The 20,043-nt window shown below is 31.7% G+C and carries 23 protein-coding genes; 5 read left to right on the top strand and 18 right to left on the bottom strand.

What is annotated here, in order from left to right:
* Positions 1-38 precede the first annotated feature (38 nt).
* The 4 genes from Q0807_RS13955 to Q0807_RS13940 all read left to right on the top strand — a co-directional run bounded on the left by Q0807_RS13955 (position 39) and on the right by Q0807_RS13940 (position 4,887).
* Positions 39-1,700 (top strand): GDSL-type esterase/lipase family protein, encoded by a 1,662-nt coding sequence (locus Q0807_RS13955; protein ID WP_299110754.1) that lies wholly within the window; start codon positions 39-41, stop codon positions 1,698-1,700.
* A 98-nt stretch (positions 1,701-1,798) separates the two neighbouring features.
* On the top strand, positions 1,799-2,833 hold the full coding sequence (locus Q0807_RS13950) for an o-succinylbenzoate synthase (protein WP_299110752.1): 1,035 nt from the start codon (positions 1,799-1,801) through the stop codon (positions 2,831-2,833).
* A gap of 2 nt (positions 2,834-2,835) precedes the next feature.
* Positions 2,836-3,795, top strand: a complete 960-nt coding sequence (locus tag Q0807_RS13945; protein WP_299110750.1) for a CPBP family intramembrane glutamic endopeptidase — start codon at positions 2,836-2,838, stop codon at positions 3,793-3,795.
* Between the two features lie 6 nt (positions 3,796-3,801).
* Positions 3,802-4,887 (top strand): AMP-binding protein, encoded by a 1,086-nt coding sequence (locus Q0807_RS13940; protein WP_299110748.1) that lies wholly within the window; start codon positions 3,802-3,804, stop codon positions 4,885-4,887.
* A gap of 168 nt (positions 4,888-5,055) precedes the next feature.
* Here the strand turns inward: Q0807_RS13940 and Q0807_RS13935 are convergent, their stop codons facing one another.
* From Q0807_RS13935 to Q0807_RS13925, 3 genes are all read right to left on the bottom strand, one after another.
* A complete protein-coding gene (locus Q0807_RS13935) occupies positions 5,056-5,913 on the bottom strand; it encodes an OmpA family protein (protein ID WP_299110746.1) in 858 nt (285 codons plus the stop codon).
* Positions 5,914-6,017: 104 nt separating this feature from the next.
* Positions 6,018-7,010 (bottom strand): glycosyltransferase family 2 protein, encoded by a 993-nt coding sequence (locus tag Q0807_RS13930; protein WP_299110744.1) that lies wholly within the window; start codon positions 7,008-7,010, stop codon positions 6,018-6,020.
* Positions 7,011-7,463, bottom strand: a complete 453-nt coding sequence (locus tag Q0807_RS13925) for a type I restriction enzyme HsdR N-terminal domain-containing protein (protein ID WP_299110742.1) — start codon at positions 7,461-7,463, stop codon at positions 7,011-7,013. It lies immediately after the preceding gene.
* Between the two features lie 140 nt (positions 7,464-7,603).
* On the opposite strand from Q0807_RS13925, the gene holA reads away from it, so the two are divergent.
* A complete protein-coding gene (gene holA / locus Q0807_RS13920; RefSeq protein WP_299110740.1) occupies positions 7,604-8,608 on the top strand; it encodes a DNA polymerase III subunit delta in 1,005 nt (334 codons plus the stop codon).
* Between the two features lie 128 nt (positions 8,609-8,736).
* Here the strand turns inward: holA and Q0807_RS13915 are convergent, their stop codons facing one another.
* The 15 genes from Q0807_RS13915 to Q0807_RS13845 all read right to left on the bottom strand — a co-directional run bounded on the left by Q0807_RS13915 (position 8,737) and on the right by Q0807_RS13845 (position 20,013).
* The gene (locus Q0807_RS13915) at positions 8,737-8,964 is read right to left on the bottom strand and encodes a hypothetical protein (RefSeq protein ID WP_299110738.1); all 228 of its coding nucleotides are present in this window, start codon (positions 8,962-8,964) and stop codon (positions 8,737-8,739) included.
* A gap of 5 nt (positions 8,965-8,969) precedes the next feature.
* Entirely contained in the window at positions 8,970-9,446 is a 477-nt protein-coding gene (locus Q0807_RS13910) for an aromatic aminobenezylarsenical efflux permease ArsG family transporter (protein WP_299110736.1), read from the bottom strand.
* A 19-nt stretch (positions 9,447-9,465) separates the two neighbouring features.
* Entirely contained in the window at positions 9,466-9,906 is a 441-nt protein-coding gene (locus tag Q0807_RS13905; protein ID WP_299110734.1) for a nitrophenyl compound nitroreductase subunit ArsF family protein, read from the bottom strand.
* Positions 9,907-9,923: 17 nt separating this feature from the next.
* A complete protein-coding gene (locus Q0807_RS13900) occupies positions 9,924-10,898 on the bottom strand; it encodes a permease (RefSeq protein WP_299110732.1) in 975 nt (324 codons plus the stop codon).
* A complete protein-coding gene (locus Q0807_RS13895) occupies positions 10,891-11,298 on the bottom strand; it encodes an OsmC family protein (protein ID WP_299110730.1) in 408 nt (135 codons plus the stop codon). The genes Q0807_RS13900 and Q0807_RS13895 overlap by 8 nt, the downstream gene beginning before the upstream one ends.
* Before the next feature lie 11 nt (positions 11,299-11,309).
* Positions 11,310-11,546 carry a thioredoxin family protein gene (locus Q0807_RS13890; protein WP_299110728.1) on the bottom strand — a complete coding sequence of 79 codons (237 nt, stop codon included), beginning with the start codon at positions 11,544-11,546 and terminating at the stop codon, positions 11,310-11,312.
* A gap of 50 nt (positions 11,547-11,596) precedes the next feature.
* A complete protein-coding gene (locus Q0807_RS13885) occupies positions 11,597-11,902 on the bottom strand; it encodes a helix-turn-helix transcriptional regulator (protein ID WP_299110726.1) in 306 nt (101 codons plus the stop codon).
* A 105-nt stretch (positions 11,903-12,007) separates the two neighbouring features.
* Positions 12,008-12,736: a metallophosphoesterase gene (locus Q0807_RS13880; protein WP_299110724.1), complete on the bottom strand. Its 729-nt coding sequence runs from the start codon at positions 12,734-12,736 to the stop codon at positions 12,008-12,010.
* The gene (arsB, locus tag Q0807_RS13875; RefSeq protein WP_299110722.1) at positions 12,737-13,786 is read right to left on the bottom strand and encodes an ACR3 family arsenite efflux transporter; all 1,050 of its coding nucleotides are present in this window, start codon (positions 13,784-13,786) and stop codon (positions 12,737-12,739) included. It abuts the gene before it with no gap.
* 6 nt (positions 13,787-13,792) lie between these two features.
* Complete coding sequence (locus Q0807_RS13870; RefSeq protein WP_299110719.1) at positions 13,793-14,425, bottom strand: low molecular weight phosphatase family protein; 633 nt, start codon at positions 14,423-14,425, stop codon at positions 13,793-13,795.
* 16 nt (positions 14,426-14,441) lie between these two features.
* Entirely contained in the window at positions 14,442-14,912 is a 471-nt protein-coding gene (locus Q0807_RS13865) for a DUF6428 family protein (RefSeq protein WP_299110717.1), read from the bottom strand.
* A gap of 33 nt (positions 14,913-14,945) precedes the next feature.
* Positions 14,946-15,278 (bottom strand): helix-turn-helix transcriptional regulator, encoded by a 333-nt coding sequence (locus tag Q0807_RS13860; protein ID WP_299110715.1) that lies wholly within the window; start codon positions 15,276-15,278, stop codon positions 14,946-14,948.
* 133 nt (positions 15,279-15,411) lie between these two features.
* Positions 15,412-16,359 carry a TIM barrel protein gene (locus Q0807_RS13855; RefSeq protein ID WP_299110713.1) on the bottom strand — a complete coding sequence of 316 codons (948 nt, stop codon included), beginning with the start codon at positions 16,357-16,359 and terminating at the stop codon, positions 15,412-15,414.
* Positions 16,360-16,396: 37 nt separating this feature from the next.
* Entirely contained in the window at positions 16,397-17,650 is a 1,254-nt protein-coding gene (locus Q0807_RS13850; protein ID WP_299110711.1) for an Nramp family divalent metal transporter, read from the bottom strand.
* Positions 17,651-17,694: 44 nt separating this feature from the next.
* On the bottom strand, positions 17,695-20,013 hold the full coding sequence (locus Q0807_RS13845; protein WP_299110709.1) for a chondroitinase-B domain-containing protein: 2,319 nt from the start codon (positions 20,011-20,013) through the stop codon (positions 17,695-17,697).
* Positions 20,014-20,043 lie beyond the last annotated feature (30 nt).

Here is a 20,043-nt window from a genome sequence, read left to right as displayed (position 1 = left end):
CTGTATAAGTATTATATCGATTAAATTCATTTCAATTAATGATAGAAAAAAGGACAAATACAATAAACTATTTACGTTTTAAGTTGATTAGTTATGGTTTTCTATTTGCGATATTCTTGGTCTCTTGTAATTTCAATGATTCAGAAAATACAAGTTTAGATCCAAAAGAAAAACAATATAATGCTATTATTAATTCAAGTCAATTTGCTTTTCCTAATGGAAAATTAAAGTGTTTAGTAATGAGCTTTGATGATGGTCCAGAATATGACCGTTTGTTGGTTGAGAAGCTTAATGACGCTAACATTTTTGGGACTTTTCATTTAAACTCAGCACGTTTAGGACAAAAAGCAGAATGGTTGAGTTCAGAGTTAAATACTAACGTTACGTTTGTTTCAGAATCTGAAATCGCGAGTCTCTATAACGGTCATGAAATTTCTGGACATGGAGCACATCACACAGGATTAAACAATCAAAAGGATTCTATTATTTTAGAGGAAGTCGCTTCAGATTTAAAGTCATTAAATCAATTAAAAGGAGATAACCATGAGCTTGTAGAAGGATTAGCATATCCATTTGGAGCATATGACGATAAAACCTTAGAAATTTTAAAACAGTTGAATGTGAAATACGCCAGAACAACCGCTTCAACTCATAATTTTGAATTACCAAGCTCTAATTTTCTAACACTAAATCCAACCTGTCATATTTTAGAAGCATCTAATTATGCTTCTTATTTTAGGTATAGTAAATCTAATGAAATGCAGTTGTTAAATATTTGGGGTCATAGTTACGAGTTTCATAATAATTGGGAATTAGCAGATTCGCTTTGCAATATTCTAGGGAATCAAAAAGAAATTTGGTATGCCCAAACTATTGAGGTTGCTGATTATTTAAATGCTATTAAAAACTTAGAGTATTCTAAGAATAAGGTCTTCAATCCATCGAAAACTATTTCTGTTTGGGTAAAAAATGAAAAGGGCAATTTTATAGAATTATTACCACAGCAAAGCATGTTAGTGCCTTTTAAGACTTCCTATTTAAAGGAAAGTCATATTGATAGCTTGTATCCAAGTGATTCAACCCAAATTAAGTATCATGGGCTTTGGACAAAAGTACATTATAAACAACGTATAGCTCAATTTAAAAAAGCACCACTAAATTTTGGAGATATAGTATTTGTTGGTAACAGCATTACAGAACAAGGCGAAAATTGGGGCAAAAAATTAAATTTAAAAAACGTAAAAAATAGAGGAATTGCAGGCGATGTTACTGATGGTCTTTTAAAACGTTTGGATGAAATTATCTACTATAAACCTAAAAAGATATTGTTGCTAGTTGGTATTAACGATTTATTCAACTTGCATTATGAAGAAGAAATTCCATCTGCTGAATATGTGGCGCATAATATTATTAAAATAACAGAAATCATTCAAAAAAAATCGCCTGAAACAAAAATTTATTTGCAAACTATATTGCCAACTTCAAAAGATTTCATGGCAGACAATATTAATAAAGTGAATTCCATAATTAAGAATCATGAGAGTGATGGGAATTACAAAATCATCAATCTATTTGACGTATTTGCTAACGAAAAAGGATTATTAAAAGATAATCTTACCACAGATGGGACTCATTTAAATGAGTTGGGTTATAAACATTGGGTTGAAAAATTGAAAAAAGAAAAGGTGTTTGGTAACTAGAGACAATTTTATTTTAATAATTTATGTTGCTTTTAGTATTCAAAATTTGATTATGATAGTAATATAAATCCATTTATTACCTATTTTTGGTTGTTCATATGAAAGCAACCTATCACAAATATAATTTAGAGTTTAAACGACCAAGCGGAACATCGAGAGGTGTAATGACGACCAAAGAAACTTGGTTTATTGTTATAGAACAAAACGGTAAAACTGGAGTAGGAGAGTGTGGTATTTTAAGAGGTTTGTCTATTGATGATAGACCAGATTATGAAGCTAAACTTAAATGGACTTGTGATAACATTAATTTAGGATTAGATGAGCTTTTAAGTGATCTTATAGAGTTTCCGAGTATTCAATTTGGGGTAGAAACCGCTTTTAAGTCTTTAGAAAGTACAGATCAGTTTGAATTATTTCCATCAGATTTTTCAACAGGCCAAGATTCAATTCCAATAAACGGCTTAGTTTGGATGGGAAGCGAAGACTTTATGCGTACTCAAATAAAAGAAAAAATTGCAGCTGGTTTTGATTGCATAAAACTAAAGATTGGAGCAATAGATTTTCAAACGGAATTAAATATTTTAAAATCTATACGAAAAGTGTTTTCTGTTAACGACATAGAATTGCGAGTAGATGCCAATGGAGCTTTTTTACCAAATGAAGCTTTAGAGAAACTAAAACGACTTTCAGAATACAAATTACATTCCATTGAGCAACCAATAAAACCTAAGCAGTTTGAGGTTATGGCAAAACTTTGTGAAGACACGCCTTTGCCAATTGCTTTAGATGAAGAATTGATAGGTGTATTTAAAAATGAGGAGAAGCAAAATGTATTGCAGACTATAAATCCGCAATATATAATTCTAAAACCGAGTTTAGTTGGTGGTTTTTCCGGAAGTAAAGAGTGGATTGATATAGCAGAAAAATTGAATATAAACTGGTGGATTACAAGTGCTTTAGAGAGTAATGTAGGCTTAAATGCCATTTCTCAATGGACCTACACTTTAAATAGTAAAATGCCACAAGGTTTAGGAACTGGAAGTTTATATACCAATAATTTTTCTTCGCCATTAATAGTAAAAAATGGTACTTTGCAATACAATTTAAAACAACCCTGGAAATTTAATTTATAAGCATGAATTACATACAACAAGCCTACAAAGGATTACATGAAGGATGGAGATATCTCGTAGGAACAATCATTATTATCATTTTTGTAGTGGCAGGTCAAATACCGTTTACGGTTGCTGCTATTGTTGAAGCCAATAACCAAGGCCTTAATTTATTTGAATTAGACGAGAGTACTATGATGGGTGTTTTAGAATCTAATCTTAATTTAGCACTAATGCTATTGTCATTTGCAGTTGGTTTAGTCGGAATATTTGCGGTAAACAAATGGTTGCACAAAATGACCATAACTCAATTAACTACAGCAAGAAAGAAGATAGATTGGAAACGTTTTTGGGTTATATTTTTTGCTTGGGGAATTTTATCTTCAGGATTAGTTTTGGTGGATTATTTTATGTCACCAGAGAACTATGTTTGGAATTTTGAATTAAAGAATTTCTTGATTTTAAGTGTAATTGCAATTGCTTTAGTGCCGCTTCAAACAAGTTGCGAAGAGTATTTATTTAGAGGGTATTTAATGCAAGGTTTAGGAGTGTTAACTAAAACAAAATGGTTTCCTTTAATTGTAACATCAGTCGTTTTCGGAATGTTACATATTGCAAACCCTGAAGTTGAAAAATTGGGCTATGTTATAATGATATATTATATCGGAACAGGTTTTTTTCTAGGTATTATCACCTTAATGGATGAAGGCATGGAGTTAGCACTTGGCTTTCATGCAGCTAATAATTTGTTTACAGCTTTATTGGTTACAGCAGATTGGACAGCATTTCAAACGTATTCCATTTTAAAAGATACGTCAGATCCAACAGAAGCTGCATTAGTAGATATTGTTGTTCCCGTGTTTGTTATTTTTCCTATCTTGTTATTCATCCTTTCTAAAATGTATGGATGGACCAATTGGAAAGATAAATTATTCGGAAAAGTTACTGAGCCTCCAAAAGAAGATTATAAAATAATTGAATAAGAAATTATGACACCAACATACGAAAAAGTACATAATCGTTTTAAGTTTAATGGACTTCATTTTAATCATGAAGACCTAAAAGAAGTCGCCTACAGTCTTATAAAAGAAGGTAAACCTTACGAAAGAATAACTGGAAATTTTCTAATAGATTGGTTAAATAATAAAGACTTTTTAATTGTTAACACGTCTGGCTCTACAGGTTACCCAAAAGAAATTAAACTTAAAAAACAAGCCATGGTAAACTCTGCCATAGCTACAGGTAACTTTTTTGGGTTAGAACCAGGAGATAAAGCTTTACATTGCTTGCCAAGTCATTTCATTGCTGGTAAAATGATGTTTGTACGTGCTTTGGTGTTAGGATTAGAAATAGATTTTGTAGAGCCATCAGGACATCCTATTTTCGATTATGAAGTGCCTTACGATTTCTGTGCAATGATTCCGTTGCAATTAAAGCACACTATAAATCATATTGAGAATATTAAAACTATTATCGTTGGTGGTTCTAAGGTAACAAAGCCATTAATTGAGAAAATTAAAAACTGTGAGCCTAGGTTTTATGAAACCTACGGAATGACAGAAACAGTAACACACGTTGCTGTAAGGTCTTTAGAGTCTAAATCTGGTAAAAAAGAGCATTTTTTTAATGCTTTAGAAAATATTAATTTTGAGCAAGATGATAGACATTGTTTAGTAATTCACGCACCAAAATTAGTTAACGAGACTTTAGTTACTAATGATATAGTGGATTTAAAATCTGAAACAAGCTTTAAACTTTTGGGGCGTTTTGATAATGTAATTAATTCTGGAGGTGTTAAGTTATTTCCTGAGCAAATTGAAGAAAAACTTCAACCTGTAATTGATGAGCGTTTTATTGTAGCAGGTGAAGATGATGCAGAATTAGGTGAAAAATTGATTCTAATTGTAGAAAATCCTCGCGATTCTAAAGAGAGCATAGCAAGTAGAATTAAAATTCTTAAGGACTTAACGAAATATGAAGTACCAAAAGAAATTTATTTTATAGATCGTTTCTTAGAAACCGTTAATGGTAAAATTCAACGTAAAAAAACGATTAAGTCGGTTATAGAGCGTTAACTCATTATAAGTTTTACTAAGGTAGAGGTTTCTAAATAAAGACGGCTTTAGATCTGAGTTTATAAGACTAGTAAAATCTTATGATAATGTGAAGTAATTAATTTTTGAGTAAATAAAAAACCCAATGCAATTGCATTGGGTTTTTCTTATTCTAAAAATCTGATTGGATTACTTTCCTTCAGATAAGTTTTTCATTTCAGACTCAACCATTTCGTAGAACTGGTCAATTTTTGGTAATACAACAATACGTGTGCGTCTGTTTTTTGCTCTATTCTCAGCAGTGTCATTTTCTACTAACGGTACGTAAGAACTACGACCAGAAGCAATTAATTGTTGAGAATTAACTCCTAAGCTCTCTAAAACTCTTACTACTGAAGTAGCACGTTTAACACTTAAATCCCAGTTGTCAATTAATGGTGGTTTGTTATAAGGTACATTGTCAGTATGAGATTCTACCATAGCTTCAAAATCTGGTTTGCTATTAATAACCTTCGCTACTTTTCCTAAAATTTCATTAGCTCTTGTAGTTACGTTATAGCTTCCACTTTGAAATAATAATTTATCTGCAATAGAAATAAATACAACTCCTTTTTCTACGTTAATTTCAATATCTGGATCACTTATACCAACTGCTTTTTTAAGACTAGTCACAACAGCAAGTGTTACACTATCTTTTTTAGTTAAAGCATCTTGTAATCTTGTGATTTTTAAATCACGTTCTTTTAAACTTTCTAATGATTTTTCAAGATTCTCAGCACCTTTTTGAGTTAAAGTTGTTAAGTTTCCTTTGGTATCAATTAAATCTTGATTCGATTTACGTAAATCAGATAACTGATCTTTCATCGTTTCTACTCGCGCGTTTGCTGCAGCAACATCAGATAGACAACTATTTAATTTAACAGTTGCAGTATTTAATAAATCTTGAGTTTCTTGATATTTTTCTTGTAATGCAAGGTGCTCTTTTTTCGACACACAAGACGCCAAAAACAACATTGTACATGCACTTAATAACATTAATTTTTTCATAATTTAATTATAGTTTAAAATTTTAGTTTTAACATAACAAAATTATGCAAAAGAAGAGTCGATGGTACATGGATTAACAAAAACTTTAACAGTTTTATAAACAATTAAAATGTTGTTCTTTTCTTTATAAAATAAGACCAAACAATAGAGCTCGATTCGTAATAACCAGGACGTTTAGGTAACTGTTTGCGCTGTTTTAAAAGTCTTGGTAGATTTACATAAAAAGAAAAGTGAGCTTTAAGAATTGCAACTAAAAAAGCAGGTTTAAGTTGAAACAAAAACCGAACTCCTGCAACACCATCAAGTACCATTCTAACCCATATTTTATAAAGCAGATTAGAATCTGTATTCTTTAAAAGTGTAAACAGGCTATTTCTAAAATTGAGATACGTTTTTCTAGGATTTGTGTTGCTTAAAGTTGCACCACCAACATGATAAACGGTAGAAGTCCCTATATACTTGGTATTATAATTATTATTAAAAGCGCGCCAGCACAAATCAATTTCCTCCATGTGCGCAAAATAAGATTCATCAAAACCTTCTAATTCCTTATAAACTGAGTTTTTAATAAAAAAACAAGCACCAGAAGCCCAGAAAATAGCTTTGGTATCATTGTATTGACCTTTGTCTTCTTCTATAGTATCAAATATGCGTCCTCTGCAATAAGGATAACCATATTTATCTATAAATCCTCCAGCTGCACCAGCATATTCAAAATGCGTTTTATCTTTAAAATCTAATATTTTTGGTTGAATGATTGCTGTAGTGTCTTCAGTATTGAACTCTGCAATTATAGGTTGTAACCAATTCTCCGTGACTTCTATATCATTATTCACCAAGCAGATTAGTGGTTCTTCAACGTGTTTAAGGGCATCATTATATCCTTTAGCATAACCTCCATTTTCATTATTATTAATGATTTTTACCGTCGGAAATGTTTCAGATATAAAAGCAACAGAATAATCAGTAGAGGCATTATCAGCCACATAAATCACAGCATCATCAGAATATTTTAAAACAGAAGGTAAAAATTGCTGAAGCAGAGCTTTTCCATTCCAGTTTAAAATAACAACAGCAAAATCTTTGGTTTGAAGCATTTAATTAGGTTTATAATCTGGTATTGTTTTTAAAAAAGAATAACGTTCACTTTCCATATCCATTTCACAATAATAATGATTTAAACCATTAGTAACCATTAAATAGGTGGCATTTAAAACTAGGTTGTAACGTGCAATTTGGTCAAAAGTAGTTTGGTCTATTTTTATACTATGCGATTTACATTCTACAATTAAAAAAATACTGCCGTCAGAATTAAAAATCACAATATCATAGCGTTTCTTTAAGCCGTTTATAGTCAGTTCTTTTTCGACATTAATCAATGATATAGGGTAGTTTTTATCATTTATTAGATAATGAACGCAATGCTGCCTTACCCATTCTTCGGGTTGAAGAATGATGAATTTTTTCCGAATGACATCAAAAATAGAAACTTTATTTTCTGTACTTTTGAAACGGTATTCAAACTTTGGAAAGTTGAGTTCTTGAAACACGTTAAGGCCTTAATTTTTTTCAAAGTTAAAGTAGAAAACCGCAAATCACAATTTTCAATTCCTAAAATCCTTATTATTTAGTTTGAAGCTAAATTTTAAGCATAGGTATTTTTGAATTATAAACTCGGAATTTTAAGCTTTTGGACGAAGTAAAACAATTAGTAGCAGCCATAAAAAAGGGAGACCTTAAACCTATTTATTTTTTAATGGGTGAAGAGGCTTATTATATTGATAAGGTTTCTGATTATATTGAAAATAATGTGCTAGATGAAGCCGAAAAAGGGTTTAATCAAATGGTGCTTTACGGTCGTGATGTAACTATTGATGATATTGTAAGTAATGCCAAGCGTTACCCGATGATGGCTGAGCGCCAAGTGGTCATTGTAAAAGAAGCGCAAGATTTAAGTCGTAGTATCGAAAAATTGGCACAATATGCTGCTAATCCGCAACCTTCAACAGTTTTAGTTCTTAATTATAAATACAAAAAATTAGATAAGCGTAAGGCTTTGTATAAAGCTATAAATAAGGTTGGCGTTGTTTACGAGAGTAAAAAAATGTACGAAAACCAAGTTTCCGATTGGATAAGACGTGTTTTGGCTGGACAGAATTACAATATTGCGCCTAAAGCGGCACAAATGTTAGTTGAGTTCTTAGGAACCGATTTAAGTAAAATTGACAACGAACTCAGTAAACTTAAAATTGTTCTACCAGAAGGTACTCAAATTACACCAGATCATATTGAGGAGAATATTGGTATCAGTAAAGATTACAATAATTTTGAATTACGTAAGGCAGTTGGACAACGTGATGTTTTAAAAGCGCATAAAATTGCTAAGTATTTTGCGGACAACCCAAAGGATAATCCTATGGTTGTAACTGTGGCTTTGTTGTTTGGTTTCTTTTCGCAATTATTACATCTTCATGGCATGTCTGACAGAAACCCAAGAAGTGTTGCTTCAGCTTTAAAAGTGAATCCTTATTTTGTCAATGAATATTTAGATGCAGCACGTCATTATCCAATGCGAAAAGTGAGTTATGTAATTGGCGTTTTACGAGAATTTGATGTAAAAAGCAAAGGTGTAGGTGCTAATGCAACACCTCAAGGCGACTTGCTTAAGGAGATGTTAGTCAGAATTTTAAGTTAATTTTTGTTTTTGATAAAAGCATTATATTTTTAAACTTTTCTTTATTTAGTCATAGTTAAATTATATTGAAATAAAACAAATTCATTTTCAATTAGTAATTCTTTAATTATTTCAAATTATCTTACAATTTAGTCTATTAGTCCTGAGAAAATAGCGACATAATATAGACCAGTACTAATAAAAACGACACCAGTTATATAACGCATTACTTTTTCAATTTTAGTAATTCGATTGTAGAATACGCCAATTTTCCCAGCTGTAAACGCCAATAAATAGGTAAAAAGAATAACTGGTAAACCTGTTCCTAAGGCGAATACTATGGGTAAATATAATCCGTCTACAGAACTTATACTCATAGGAATTAGTATCCAAAAAATAAAGCACCAGAGTAAGGACAAAAGGCTAAAGCAAATACAACTCCTATAAGAAATGAACCCAATAAACCTTTATCCTTGAATTTATCAGACAGTTTTTCTTGAAAATTAGACTTCCCTAAGAAATTCAACTTAATAATATTGAGCATTATTAAGCCAATAATAATCAATAAAGGACCTAGATACTTTTCGCCATTTTGGTTAAAAAATCTTGCAATATGAAATTTACTAGCGCCAAAATAAAGTATTAAACCAATTACAGTATAACTAAAACCACGACCAAGAGAATACAATAAACCACTTAGGAATACTTTTTTTTTATTCGAAATATTTTTAGAAATAAATGCAGTCGCAGTAATGTTAGTAGCTAAAGGACAAGGGCTAATAGCTGTCATTAATCCTAGTATTAAAGCTGATAATACAGGAAAATTAGAATTCTCTAAAAGCGATTGTAGAACATCCATTTTACTTATTCTCTAGAAACTAAAGTGTTTTTAATTCTTTATCAATTTTAGCTTTTAGTTCTTTTGAAAAAACATCTTGATCATTTCCTTCTATAAAGGCAAATTCCGTTAAATCAATTTTGGTTTCTTTTCCGTCTTTAATAACATTTAAAATTAAGGCAGTTCCTGAGGCTTCAAATTTTTCTGCAATTTGTTCGTTTTGTTCTTCATCTACATTGATTACCTGAAACGTAATTTTTTCAGTTTTCAATTCATTAGAAAAATAGGTGTCTAAAGTGTATTTTGTATTTGCTTCAATAGCATTACATGTCATGCATCTGTGTGTAGAATGGAAGTCGTACACTTCAATTTTAGAAACCGACTTATCTACAGTTTTATTTTCATTTTTGTTTTGACCATTACAAGCCATGAGCATTAATCCTATGGTAATTAAGGCAAAGAATTTAATTGAGTTTTTCATTTTATATCAATTTAAGTTTATAATAATATGTTGAATAAGTAGCCAGAAAGAATGATGCAAAGCGTAATAACTCCAAAAAAGATTGCAATAAGTTTTAAGGACATTACTTTTTTAAGCAATGTAGCTTCTGGTATTGATAAGCCTATGGTTGCCATCATAAAGGCAATAGCCGTGCCTAATGGAACACCTTTAGCTACAAATACCTGAATTACAGGCACAATGCCTGCTGCATTCGCATACATTGGTACAGCAACGATTACTGCAAGTGGAACTGTCCACCATTCTCCACCACCTAAATACTGATGAAAAAAGTTTTCTGGCACGTAACCATGCATGGCTGCACCAATTGCAATTCCTATAATTACATAAAGCAGTACGCTTTTTACAATAGCCCAAGCACCATTTGTTATTTCTGGTAAGCGTTGGTAAAAGGTCCGTTGTTCATTTTGAAATTCGGCTTGGTGCATTTTATTTTCTAGAATCTGCTTTACCCAATCAGATAATAAGGGTTCTAGGTTTAATTTACCTAGAAGCCAACCACCAATAGTTCCTAATAGAATGCCTGAGACTACATAAATTAATGTGGCTTTTACACCAAACATGCCAATAAACATAGCGACAGCGACTTCATTAACTAATGGCGACGTAATAAGGAATGAAAAAGTAACTCCAAGAGGAATTCCGCCTTGTACAAAGCCAATAAAAAGTGGCACAGAAGAACAGGAGCAAAATGGAGTTATCGCACCAAATATGGAAGAAAAGAAGTATTCTAATCCGTATAACTTTTTCTTATTTAGATAATCTTTGAGTCTTTCAATTGGGAAATAAGCATTTACAATTCCCATTATAAAAACAATAAAGAAAAGTAGAATGAGAATTTTAAGGGTGTCGTGTACAAAGAAATTAAGCGCAATGCCCAAATGTGTTTCTACTTCAATTCCGAAAACTGAATAAATTAACCAATCCGCAAAGTGTTGTAACCAATCAAACATTTGGAGACGTTTTTATGGTGCCTTCAATATTACAAGACTGTTTTATAGTGTTATAAATAGTACCAAACTTTTCAATATTCTTTTTTAGTAAGGCTGTATTGATTTTTTGGTCGGCACTATAAATAGTTAAGTGGTAAACTAGATTTTCCATTCTAGGCGGATTTTCTAGCCGTGTAGCATTGACTTCAAGGGTTGTTTTTGAGTAGTTAAATTTCATCATAACCGAAAAACGCTCTACATTTTTAAGCATACATGCTGCAAATGAGCCCAAGAATAATTCAGCAGGATTTGGTAAAATTTCAGAAGTTTTTGAAGTGGTACCAAAATCTATATTCGATTCTTTTACATGAATAACTGCATCTTCATTTGAGATAGAAGAGGCTTTGATATGATAATTCATAACTGTTCCATTTAGTTGAGTAGTGCTAAGACTTCATTTTTTGAAGGTACTCTTCCTTTTATTGTAATAACATCATCTATTACTAATGCTGGAGTTGTCATGACATTAAATTTCATAATCTCCATGATATCTTCAACTTTTTCTATGGTCGCATCAATGTTATTTTCTTTTACGACCTCAGTGACAACACTTGTCATTGTCTTGCATTTTGGGCAACCTGTACCAAGTATTTTAATTACTTTACTCATAATATTTGTATTTGTTTATCGCCAATTGACGATTTAATTATTAGAAAATATCAATCAAAAAATTGTTGAAATAGTGTTTTGGCAGTTTTCCAGTTATCTTGATTAATACAATATTTTATTTTAGGCGGTTTTAATTCACCTTGAATTAAACCTGCATTTTTCAATTCTTTTAGATGTTGAGAAATTGTAGATTGTGCCAACGGAAAAACATCTACTAAATCGCCTGTAAAACAACAAGATTGGTTTTCTAGATGTTTTAAAATAGCAATACGTGTAGGATGTGCCAATGCTTTAGCGAATTTAGCTAAAGCTTCGGTGTCTGCTTTGTATGCAATTGGTTCTAAATTTCGTTTCATCTCAATAAGAATCTATCGTAAATGTACGATTGGTTTTTGAGAAGAAATGTGACTTTTGTCACGTTAAGAAAAAAAGTTTTAAGCTATTTAATTATTCTGGTTAGTTTATTTCGCAATTCTTAAAGCATCAGCATAAGACGTGCTAAACTCACTATTTTCAACTGCTTTTGCTGCTTTTTCAACATCGTATGTGGCTCTTTTGAAGGTCACTTTTATCGCTTCAGGATTAGAAGGTGTTGTATTTTTATTAAGCTCTAAAATGGCATAACAAAGTCTAGAATCTCCATCTTTAGGTTTTCCTACTGAGCCAATATTTATAACATGTTTAAAGACGTTATCGCTTTTAATAACACGATGAAATGGTTTGTGTGTATGTCCACATAACAATACATCTGCTTTTTGGGAATTCATCATTTGTAAAACTTCAGCTTCAGGATAATCAATCACCATATAATCATTAATAGCTTTTACACTACCGTGAACCATCAATAAATTAAAAGGTTCATTATCAGTTACAAAGTTGAGTGATAATTGTCTTGGTAGATTAATAAGGTAGTCTCTATTTTCATTAGTAACTAATGCACGCGTTAAGCCTTTATTAGATGGTTTTGATTCTTGTAAAATAGGAAGTAATAACGCTTCATCATGATTTCCCATAATAGTAGGAATATTTCTTTTTCTAATAGCGTTAACCACTTCATTTGGCCAAACATTGTAGCCAACCAAATCGCCTAAGCAATAAATGGCATCAACATTTTCGGATGCTACATCTTTAAAAAAAGCTTCAAGTGCTGGTAAATTGGCATGTATGTCTGAAAAGAAAGCTATTCTCATTTATACTGTAGTTTTAGGCGTGTCAAAATATTTCTTTTTTAACCAAAATGAAACTTTGACTAATAAAATAAGAGCAGGTACTTCAACTAAAGGTCCAATAACACCGGCGAATGCTTGTCCGGAATTAAGTCCAAAAACAGCTATGGCAACTGCGATTGCTAATTCAAAGTTATTACCTGCAGCTGTAAATGCTACAGCAGCTGTTTTATCGTAATCGGCTCCCATAGCTTTTGTTGTAAAAAAGCCAATGATAAACATTAAACTAAAATAAATTAGTAAGGGTACAGCAATGATTAAGACGTCCATTGGAATTTCAACAATCAATTCACCTTTTAATGAAAACATAATGACTATGGTAAACAGTAATGCAATTAGTGTCATAGGTGAAATTGCAGGAATAAACTTTTTAGTGTACCATTCTTCGCCTTTTAGCTTTACTAAAATGAGTCGACTTAAAATCCCTAAAACAAACGGAATTCCTAAATAAATGGCAACACTTTCAGCTATGGTTGCAATTGAAATGTCTACGATAGCGCCTTCAAACCCAAAATAGGGAGGAAGTACGGTTATAAAAATCCAAGCATAGAAACTATAAGCAAATACTTGAAAAACACTGTTTAAAGCAACTAAACCTGCGCCATATTCGCTACTGCCTTCAGCTAAATCGTTCCAAACTAAAACCATTGCAATGCATCGTGCTAACCCAATTAAAATTAGTCCAACCATATATTCAGGGTAATCGCGTAGAAATGTTATGGCTAAAACGAACATTAATACAGGGCCAACAATCCAATTTAGAATTAATGAAATTGAAAGGATTTTTGTGTTTCTAAAAACTTTTGGAAGTAGTGCATAATTCACTTTTGCCAAAGGAGGATACATCATTAGAATTAAACCAATAGCAATAGGAATATTTGTAGTTCCGCTGCTAAATGAATTAATAATATCTGGAAACGTTGGAATAAAATATCCCAAACCAACGCCAAATGCCATGGCAATAAAAATCCATAGAGTTAGGTAACTATCTAGAAAACTTAATTTTTTATTCATTACTATTTATGAATTGATTTGTGAGAAAACATAAAATAATTCCGTTGCAATTTGAAGGCTTCTTTCCTTGTATTTCTCAGCCTGTTGTGGTGTATTATCAAAAGCTTTTGGGTCTTCAAACGTCATTGGAATGCGTTGTTCTGCGCCAAGTACTAAAGGACAAGCTTCATTTGCAGAATCACAAGTCATAATAGCAGCAAATTCAGATTTAGGATTAAAATCATCATCAAGTTTTTTAGAAAACCCAATAATTGGATGTTCATTTTTCGCATATTTTATACTATAAACTGGATTTTTACCTTCAGACAGTGTTTTAATTTGAAATCCAGAATTTTGCAACGTTTCTGCAGCCATTGGAAAAAGTGCTGTCGCTTCCGTTCCGCCAGAATAACAAAACACGTTTTTAACATTAAAGTAGTTTGCCATAGTTTGAGCCCAAACTTGCGACAAATGACTTCTGCGCGAATTGTGCGTGCAAATAAAGTTAATACGGACTTCTTGCTGATTAGAAACTTTTGCTTGAATAAACTCGGTTAATGAATTTAAAACGGTTTTACGTTCCTCTGAAATAGTTTCAGGATTTAAATCCTTAATTGTGGTTTCTATTTCTGAAAACAAGGTTGATTTAGTTGAAATCATTTTTTAATATTTAAGGTTAGCAACAGTTACCATCAGGTGTACAACATGGCTCAGAAGCATCAAGCTCTCTAAATTGTAATTTTGGTTTTTCTTCAGGAATTCCGCAATTATCCTTAGCTAAACAATCTGTTTGTTTATTAGTCAGCAAGAAATTTGTGCCATCAAAATCTAATCCGAATTTCCCAATAGTATCGGCTTGGTATTCTACTTCAATTTCTAAATCTCCAATGCCTAATACTTTTTCTGAAAGCTCAATGATGTTTAATAATTTCTCAGGATGTAATCTGTGATCGTAATCATCTGCATTCCAAAGTTGAAAGTTTACAACTTCTTCATTTCTTACCGTTCCACCACAATCTATAAAGTTTTTTGTGATTTTTCCAACTTCTGTAACATGAAAGTGATTAGGTACTAAATCGCCATTTGGTAATTGAAAAGCGATAGTTTCTAAGGTGTTAAGTTTGGATTTAATTTCTGATAGTTTCATTTTTCTATGTATTTAATGTGTTTATAATAGTGTTTAACAGCAATCTCTTTTTTCAGAAATATCCTGATTAAGAAATTGAAGCATAGTTGCTTTCATTTTAGACCAATTTTCGGTATTGATACAGTAACAAACACTTGTTCCTTCAACATTTCCTTTAATCAGTCCTAAATGTTTTAATTCTTTTAAATGTTGAGATATGGTTGGTTGTGCTAATCCTATTTCGTTTACTAAATCACCACAATAACAACCATCTATTTTAAATAATTGTTGCAAAATGGCTACTCTTGCAGGATGTCCGAATACTTTAGCGAACAATGCAATTTCGTTTTGTGCATCTGTAAACATTTCTGATTTTGCTAATCCCATTACTCTAATTAATTTGTTTATTGCAATATTACGATTAATACTTTGTCAGACAAAATAATTTGACTGTTTTGGGAATAAATTATGAGAATAGGGAAGTAGTAAAATCTTCTAAAATTGGCTCATATTTTCAGTTTTAAGCTTCTTTCCAAAGTTTTTGAACAGCATTTAGGTCTTTTTGCATAGCATCGAAAACTACCTTTTTATCAACTTCAATTGTTCTTCTGCCTTTTTCTGCACCACCTAATGGATATTCGAGATGTAGAGATACAGGAGGATTTAATCCATAAGATTTCAATAGTTTAAAATATTTATTAAAATCAACCATACCTTCTCCTATAGGTACATTTATTACTTTGTATTTACCATTAACTTTAGCCCATTTATAATCTTTTAGAACTATAGTTTGTATTTGATAGTTTAGAAGTCTAAGTCCATTTATCCATGATAAACCACCATCTACCGTAGCATGTCTAATATCATATTGAACTCCAAAATAATCAAGATCTACAGTATTTAATAATTGGTTTATTTCCCAATATGATGCACCAACTTTAGTGCCTGCATGATTTTGGTAGCATCCAATAATATTATGTTGCTTATTGATTTCACCCAAATCTTTAATTTGGTTTTGGTATATGAGTAGTGATTCTTCCATTGATAAATCTTCATGATATTTATACCAATCCATTCTATAAAACCTAACACCTTGTTCAGCGGCAGTTTTAATTACTTCTAAATCGTAGGTATTGTTTATATCTCTAATTGCGGTAGTTATCATTTTGCATTTAGAGCCAGCAGATTTAATGTCTTTTATAGCTTTCGGTAAGTCCGTTATTGCATTTTCTGGTAACACATGGCCTTTGGGTCTTACAGTTAAGTCTAATCCATTAAATCCTAACTCGCTAGCCATTTGGGCAGCTTCTTTTACATTTAGAAATTGTAAATGCTTAGAGAATAAGTGGACGTCTAATGGTTTTTCTTGTGGCATAACATTTGCCATGTCCATTAATAATGGTGCAAATGGCACTCCTATGGCTGCAGTTCCTATATTCTTTATAAATTTCCTTCTAGATGTACTCATAACTCATAATGTTTAATAGCTAATGTATTTTGTATAATTAAAAAATTACTATCCATCCATAGTAAATAGATATTAGTGAAAGGAATAAAATGCCTGCGTAAGTTAGTATTTGTAGGCTTCTTTTTGGATGATATTTTTCTGGTAAATCTGTACTCGTTACATTTTTTAAATTCATGTACCCAACAATAGGCGCTAAAATAAATGAAATAGCCGTTGCAATGGCAAGTATTAGTCCCATATTAGCGCTAATAGCATAAAGCACAATGACACTAACAATAGAGATACTAATGATTGCTATTGCGTAATATTTTCTTGCTGTATATTTTTTATGTGCTCCAACCAACAATCCAATAATATCCACACTTACTCTCGCAACCGCATCATGTTGTGTTAAACACGTACTATACATGGTAGCAAAAGCAGATATTGCTATAAATGTATAGGCCCAACTACCAATATGAATTGTAAACAAATTTATAACTTGGTCAGAAAAAGTGATGGCATTTCCACTTAGCACTGTTCCAGAACCATATAACGTCATGCAGCCAATAACTAAAAAGAAAATGGCGAGTATTCCGGTCATTAAATAGCCTAGGTTAAATTCTTGAAGCGCTTCCGTAAGTGGTGGTTTTTTCTTATCAACTTTATATTTTTCAACGCTCCAAAGACTAATCCAGCTACTGCCTTCAACCGCAGTAGGCATCCAGCCAATAAGAGTGATGAGAAATAATATACCTATCTCGTCAAAAAAATGAGGTGCTTCAAAATTAGCTGTTGTTGCAATTTGTCCTTTATTAATCACTAGTACAGTTGTTGCTAGTAAAGCAGCAAAAAGTATGGGAATTAAGAATTTTAATGTGGTTTCTAATAGTTTATATTTTCCAACAATTAAGATGGTACTATTAAAAACAAATAGGCCAAGTGCAACTGATGTTATAGAAACATCATGAATACCCAAAATGTTTATTAAGAGTCCAGCAGCAATAGAACAAAGTGCAGCAGGAGTTGCCAAACTTGTTGCTAAAGTGATAAAAGCATATAGCCATAGATAGCCTTTTCCTCTGTTGTTATAGCCTTCAATGATACTCTTACCTGTAGCATTGGTATATCTAATAGCAAATTCAAAAAATGGATATTTTAAAACGTTAGCTAAAATAATAGGAATTACCATTAGCCAACCGTATTGAGCACCAGCTTTTGTAGAGAGTACTAAATGCGATGTGCCAATCGCCATGCTCGCAAACAAAAGTCCAGGACCAAGATTTTTTAGTAGCTTTTTAAATTTATTCATGGTTAATGGTCAGTTAGTTGAGTCAAGTTTTTCTATGAAGGTTTTTAGTATAAAATCTCAAGTTTTTGTTGGTCTTTAACCTTTATTTCTCCAGAGTTTATAACCGTATTATTACTATGATGATTATTCTTTTCACCCCAAAGTAAGGCTACAAGTTTTACTTGGTTATTTTGAAATGTATTACCTGATATATTAACATTGATAATACCAGGCGTTTTAATTAATAAGCCACTTTTTTCTGTTTTGCCACAATTTGAAAAGCTATTATTTTTAAGTGTTAAAAAACCACCAATAGTAGATTCGTCATAGCCTCCTCTGTAAAAGTGAATTAGATTTTGCTGTATATTAATAAATTCGCAGGCATTGAAAGTTACCATTTCAGCATTGTAATCTCCTTTTTTATCAGCCGCTAAAACAAATCCGTTTGTACTATTTTGAATTATAGTTTTATTAAAATTTAATCTATCAGCAAAAGAGCCTTTTGAAGCATTTAAGATGTAATTAAAATTGTCAATAACACAATCGTCTATAAATAAATTATAAGCAGAAGACATGTTTTTGTCTAAAGGAGCAAAGGCTAACTGGTCGCCTTGTCCTTTAATTATTAGGTTTTTTAGTTTAAGGTTTCCTTTTGGATTCATCTCAAAAGCGGGTGTGTTTTCTTTCCCAGTATAAACCAACTGAACTTTTGTTTTTCCTCTACCACGAAGTGTAATTTCTTTATCAATTTTTATCGAATTTTCAATAATATAAACAGGTTCTTGCAATTGAATTATGTCACCAGATTTAGCATCTGTAATCATTTTTGAAAGTTCACCTGGTTGCGATGATGCTTTTAATATGTTGGGTTGGATTGAAACTTTTTCGTTCGAAAACCAATCTGGTCCATATTGTTTTTTATCAATTTTAAAGTTTTTGGCACCAGATAATTTGGTAATCGCGCCAATTTGATTTTTGTCTACTCTTGGTGCTCCAAATAAGTCATTCTTAATTCGTTTAAAATCATAACCATTAAATACAGTTTTAAAAGTTTTACTATCTGAATTTTCTGGAGCATACAACCAAGTGTTGATTTGCTTCATTTTTATGCTTTCATTTTGAAACACTCCATAGTCAGAAAATACACTTCCATTATTATCTAAAAGGTTGTTTTTAAAAAGGATTCCACTCATGTCATCATGATTTACGAAAGGTGTTTTATCTGCTTTTGTATTGTATATAAGATTATTAGCAATAGTAGTTCTGATAGGAGGCGCAGAGCGAATTTCACTTTTAGGAAGTACATCTGCGCTCGCCAAATTTTGACCAACACCTATTTGAAAAGGTGATTTACAATCTACCCAAGTATTGTATGCAACAACAACATCTGTAACTTGTTTGTACCGGTTTAAAGGCGTCATGGGAATACCATTCATTATGGCAAGTGGACTTCTAAATTGTTCGCCTCTAATTTTATAGAAATAGTTATTGGTAATCCAATGACCTGTGTTCACAGCTCTGATGCCACCATAAAAATTAGAATCGTCACCACCAATAAAAATATTAGAATCCACGTTAGCGTAATTACTATGTCTAAGTACTAAAGAGCCTTCACATTTATAGAAAATATTATTGGTAAATGAATTGTAATTAGTTTTATCTGAAATAATTTCAACCTCACCATTACAAGCATCAAAATAGTTATTAGAAACATTAACATAACCAGGAGTTAATCTTGTTTTGCTATCGCCAACTCTTATGGTCTCTGCTCTTGGTCCACCTTTTCTTGGTCTTGGGCCAAAGTAATTATGAACTATTTGATGGTGGTTATTTACATGTTCATTTCCTGTAAAAAATATTCTTATGGTTTCACCATCATTAGATTTTCCTGATATATAACAATGATCTAGCTGGTTGTGCTTACCGTAAAACTCAATCCAACGGTCGTTAGTAGCTCTATTTGGTTTTGTGAAATCTTCAATTACAGTATTGGTAACTCTGCTGTGGTTAGCAATACTATCATTATTAATCATGTATTTAATGATAGAATTATTAGGCGAATAACCATTTCTAAAATATAGGCCTTCAACATTAAGGTAATCGCCACCTAATTGTAAAAATGATTGCCCTTCAATAAACACTTTACCTGGAGTTTCCGCTTTAAGAGTTATAGGTGAATCTTCTGTGCCTAAGCCATAAAATTTAATTTCTAAATCGTTCCAAATACCATTTGCTAAAACAATATTACTCCCAGGAGTTACTTGCTTAATAGCATTGTTTAATGCGTCAATATCTTTAACAAAAATATCTTTTTGTTGTTTCGTTTTTTGATTACACGAAAACATAACCAAGGCAGTTATTGCAATCAATATATTATATTTCATTATTTAGTTTATTAGATTTAATGTAGAGAT

The sequence above is a fragment of the uncultured Winogradskyella sp. genome (genome assembly GCF_947495255.1).
Taxonomy (GTDB): domain Bacteria; phylum Bacteroidota; class Bacteroidia; order Flavobacteriales; family Flavobacteriaceae; genus Winogradskyella.
This window is presented reverse-complemented; position numbering and strand designations above follow the sequence as displayed.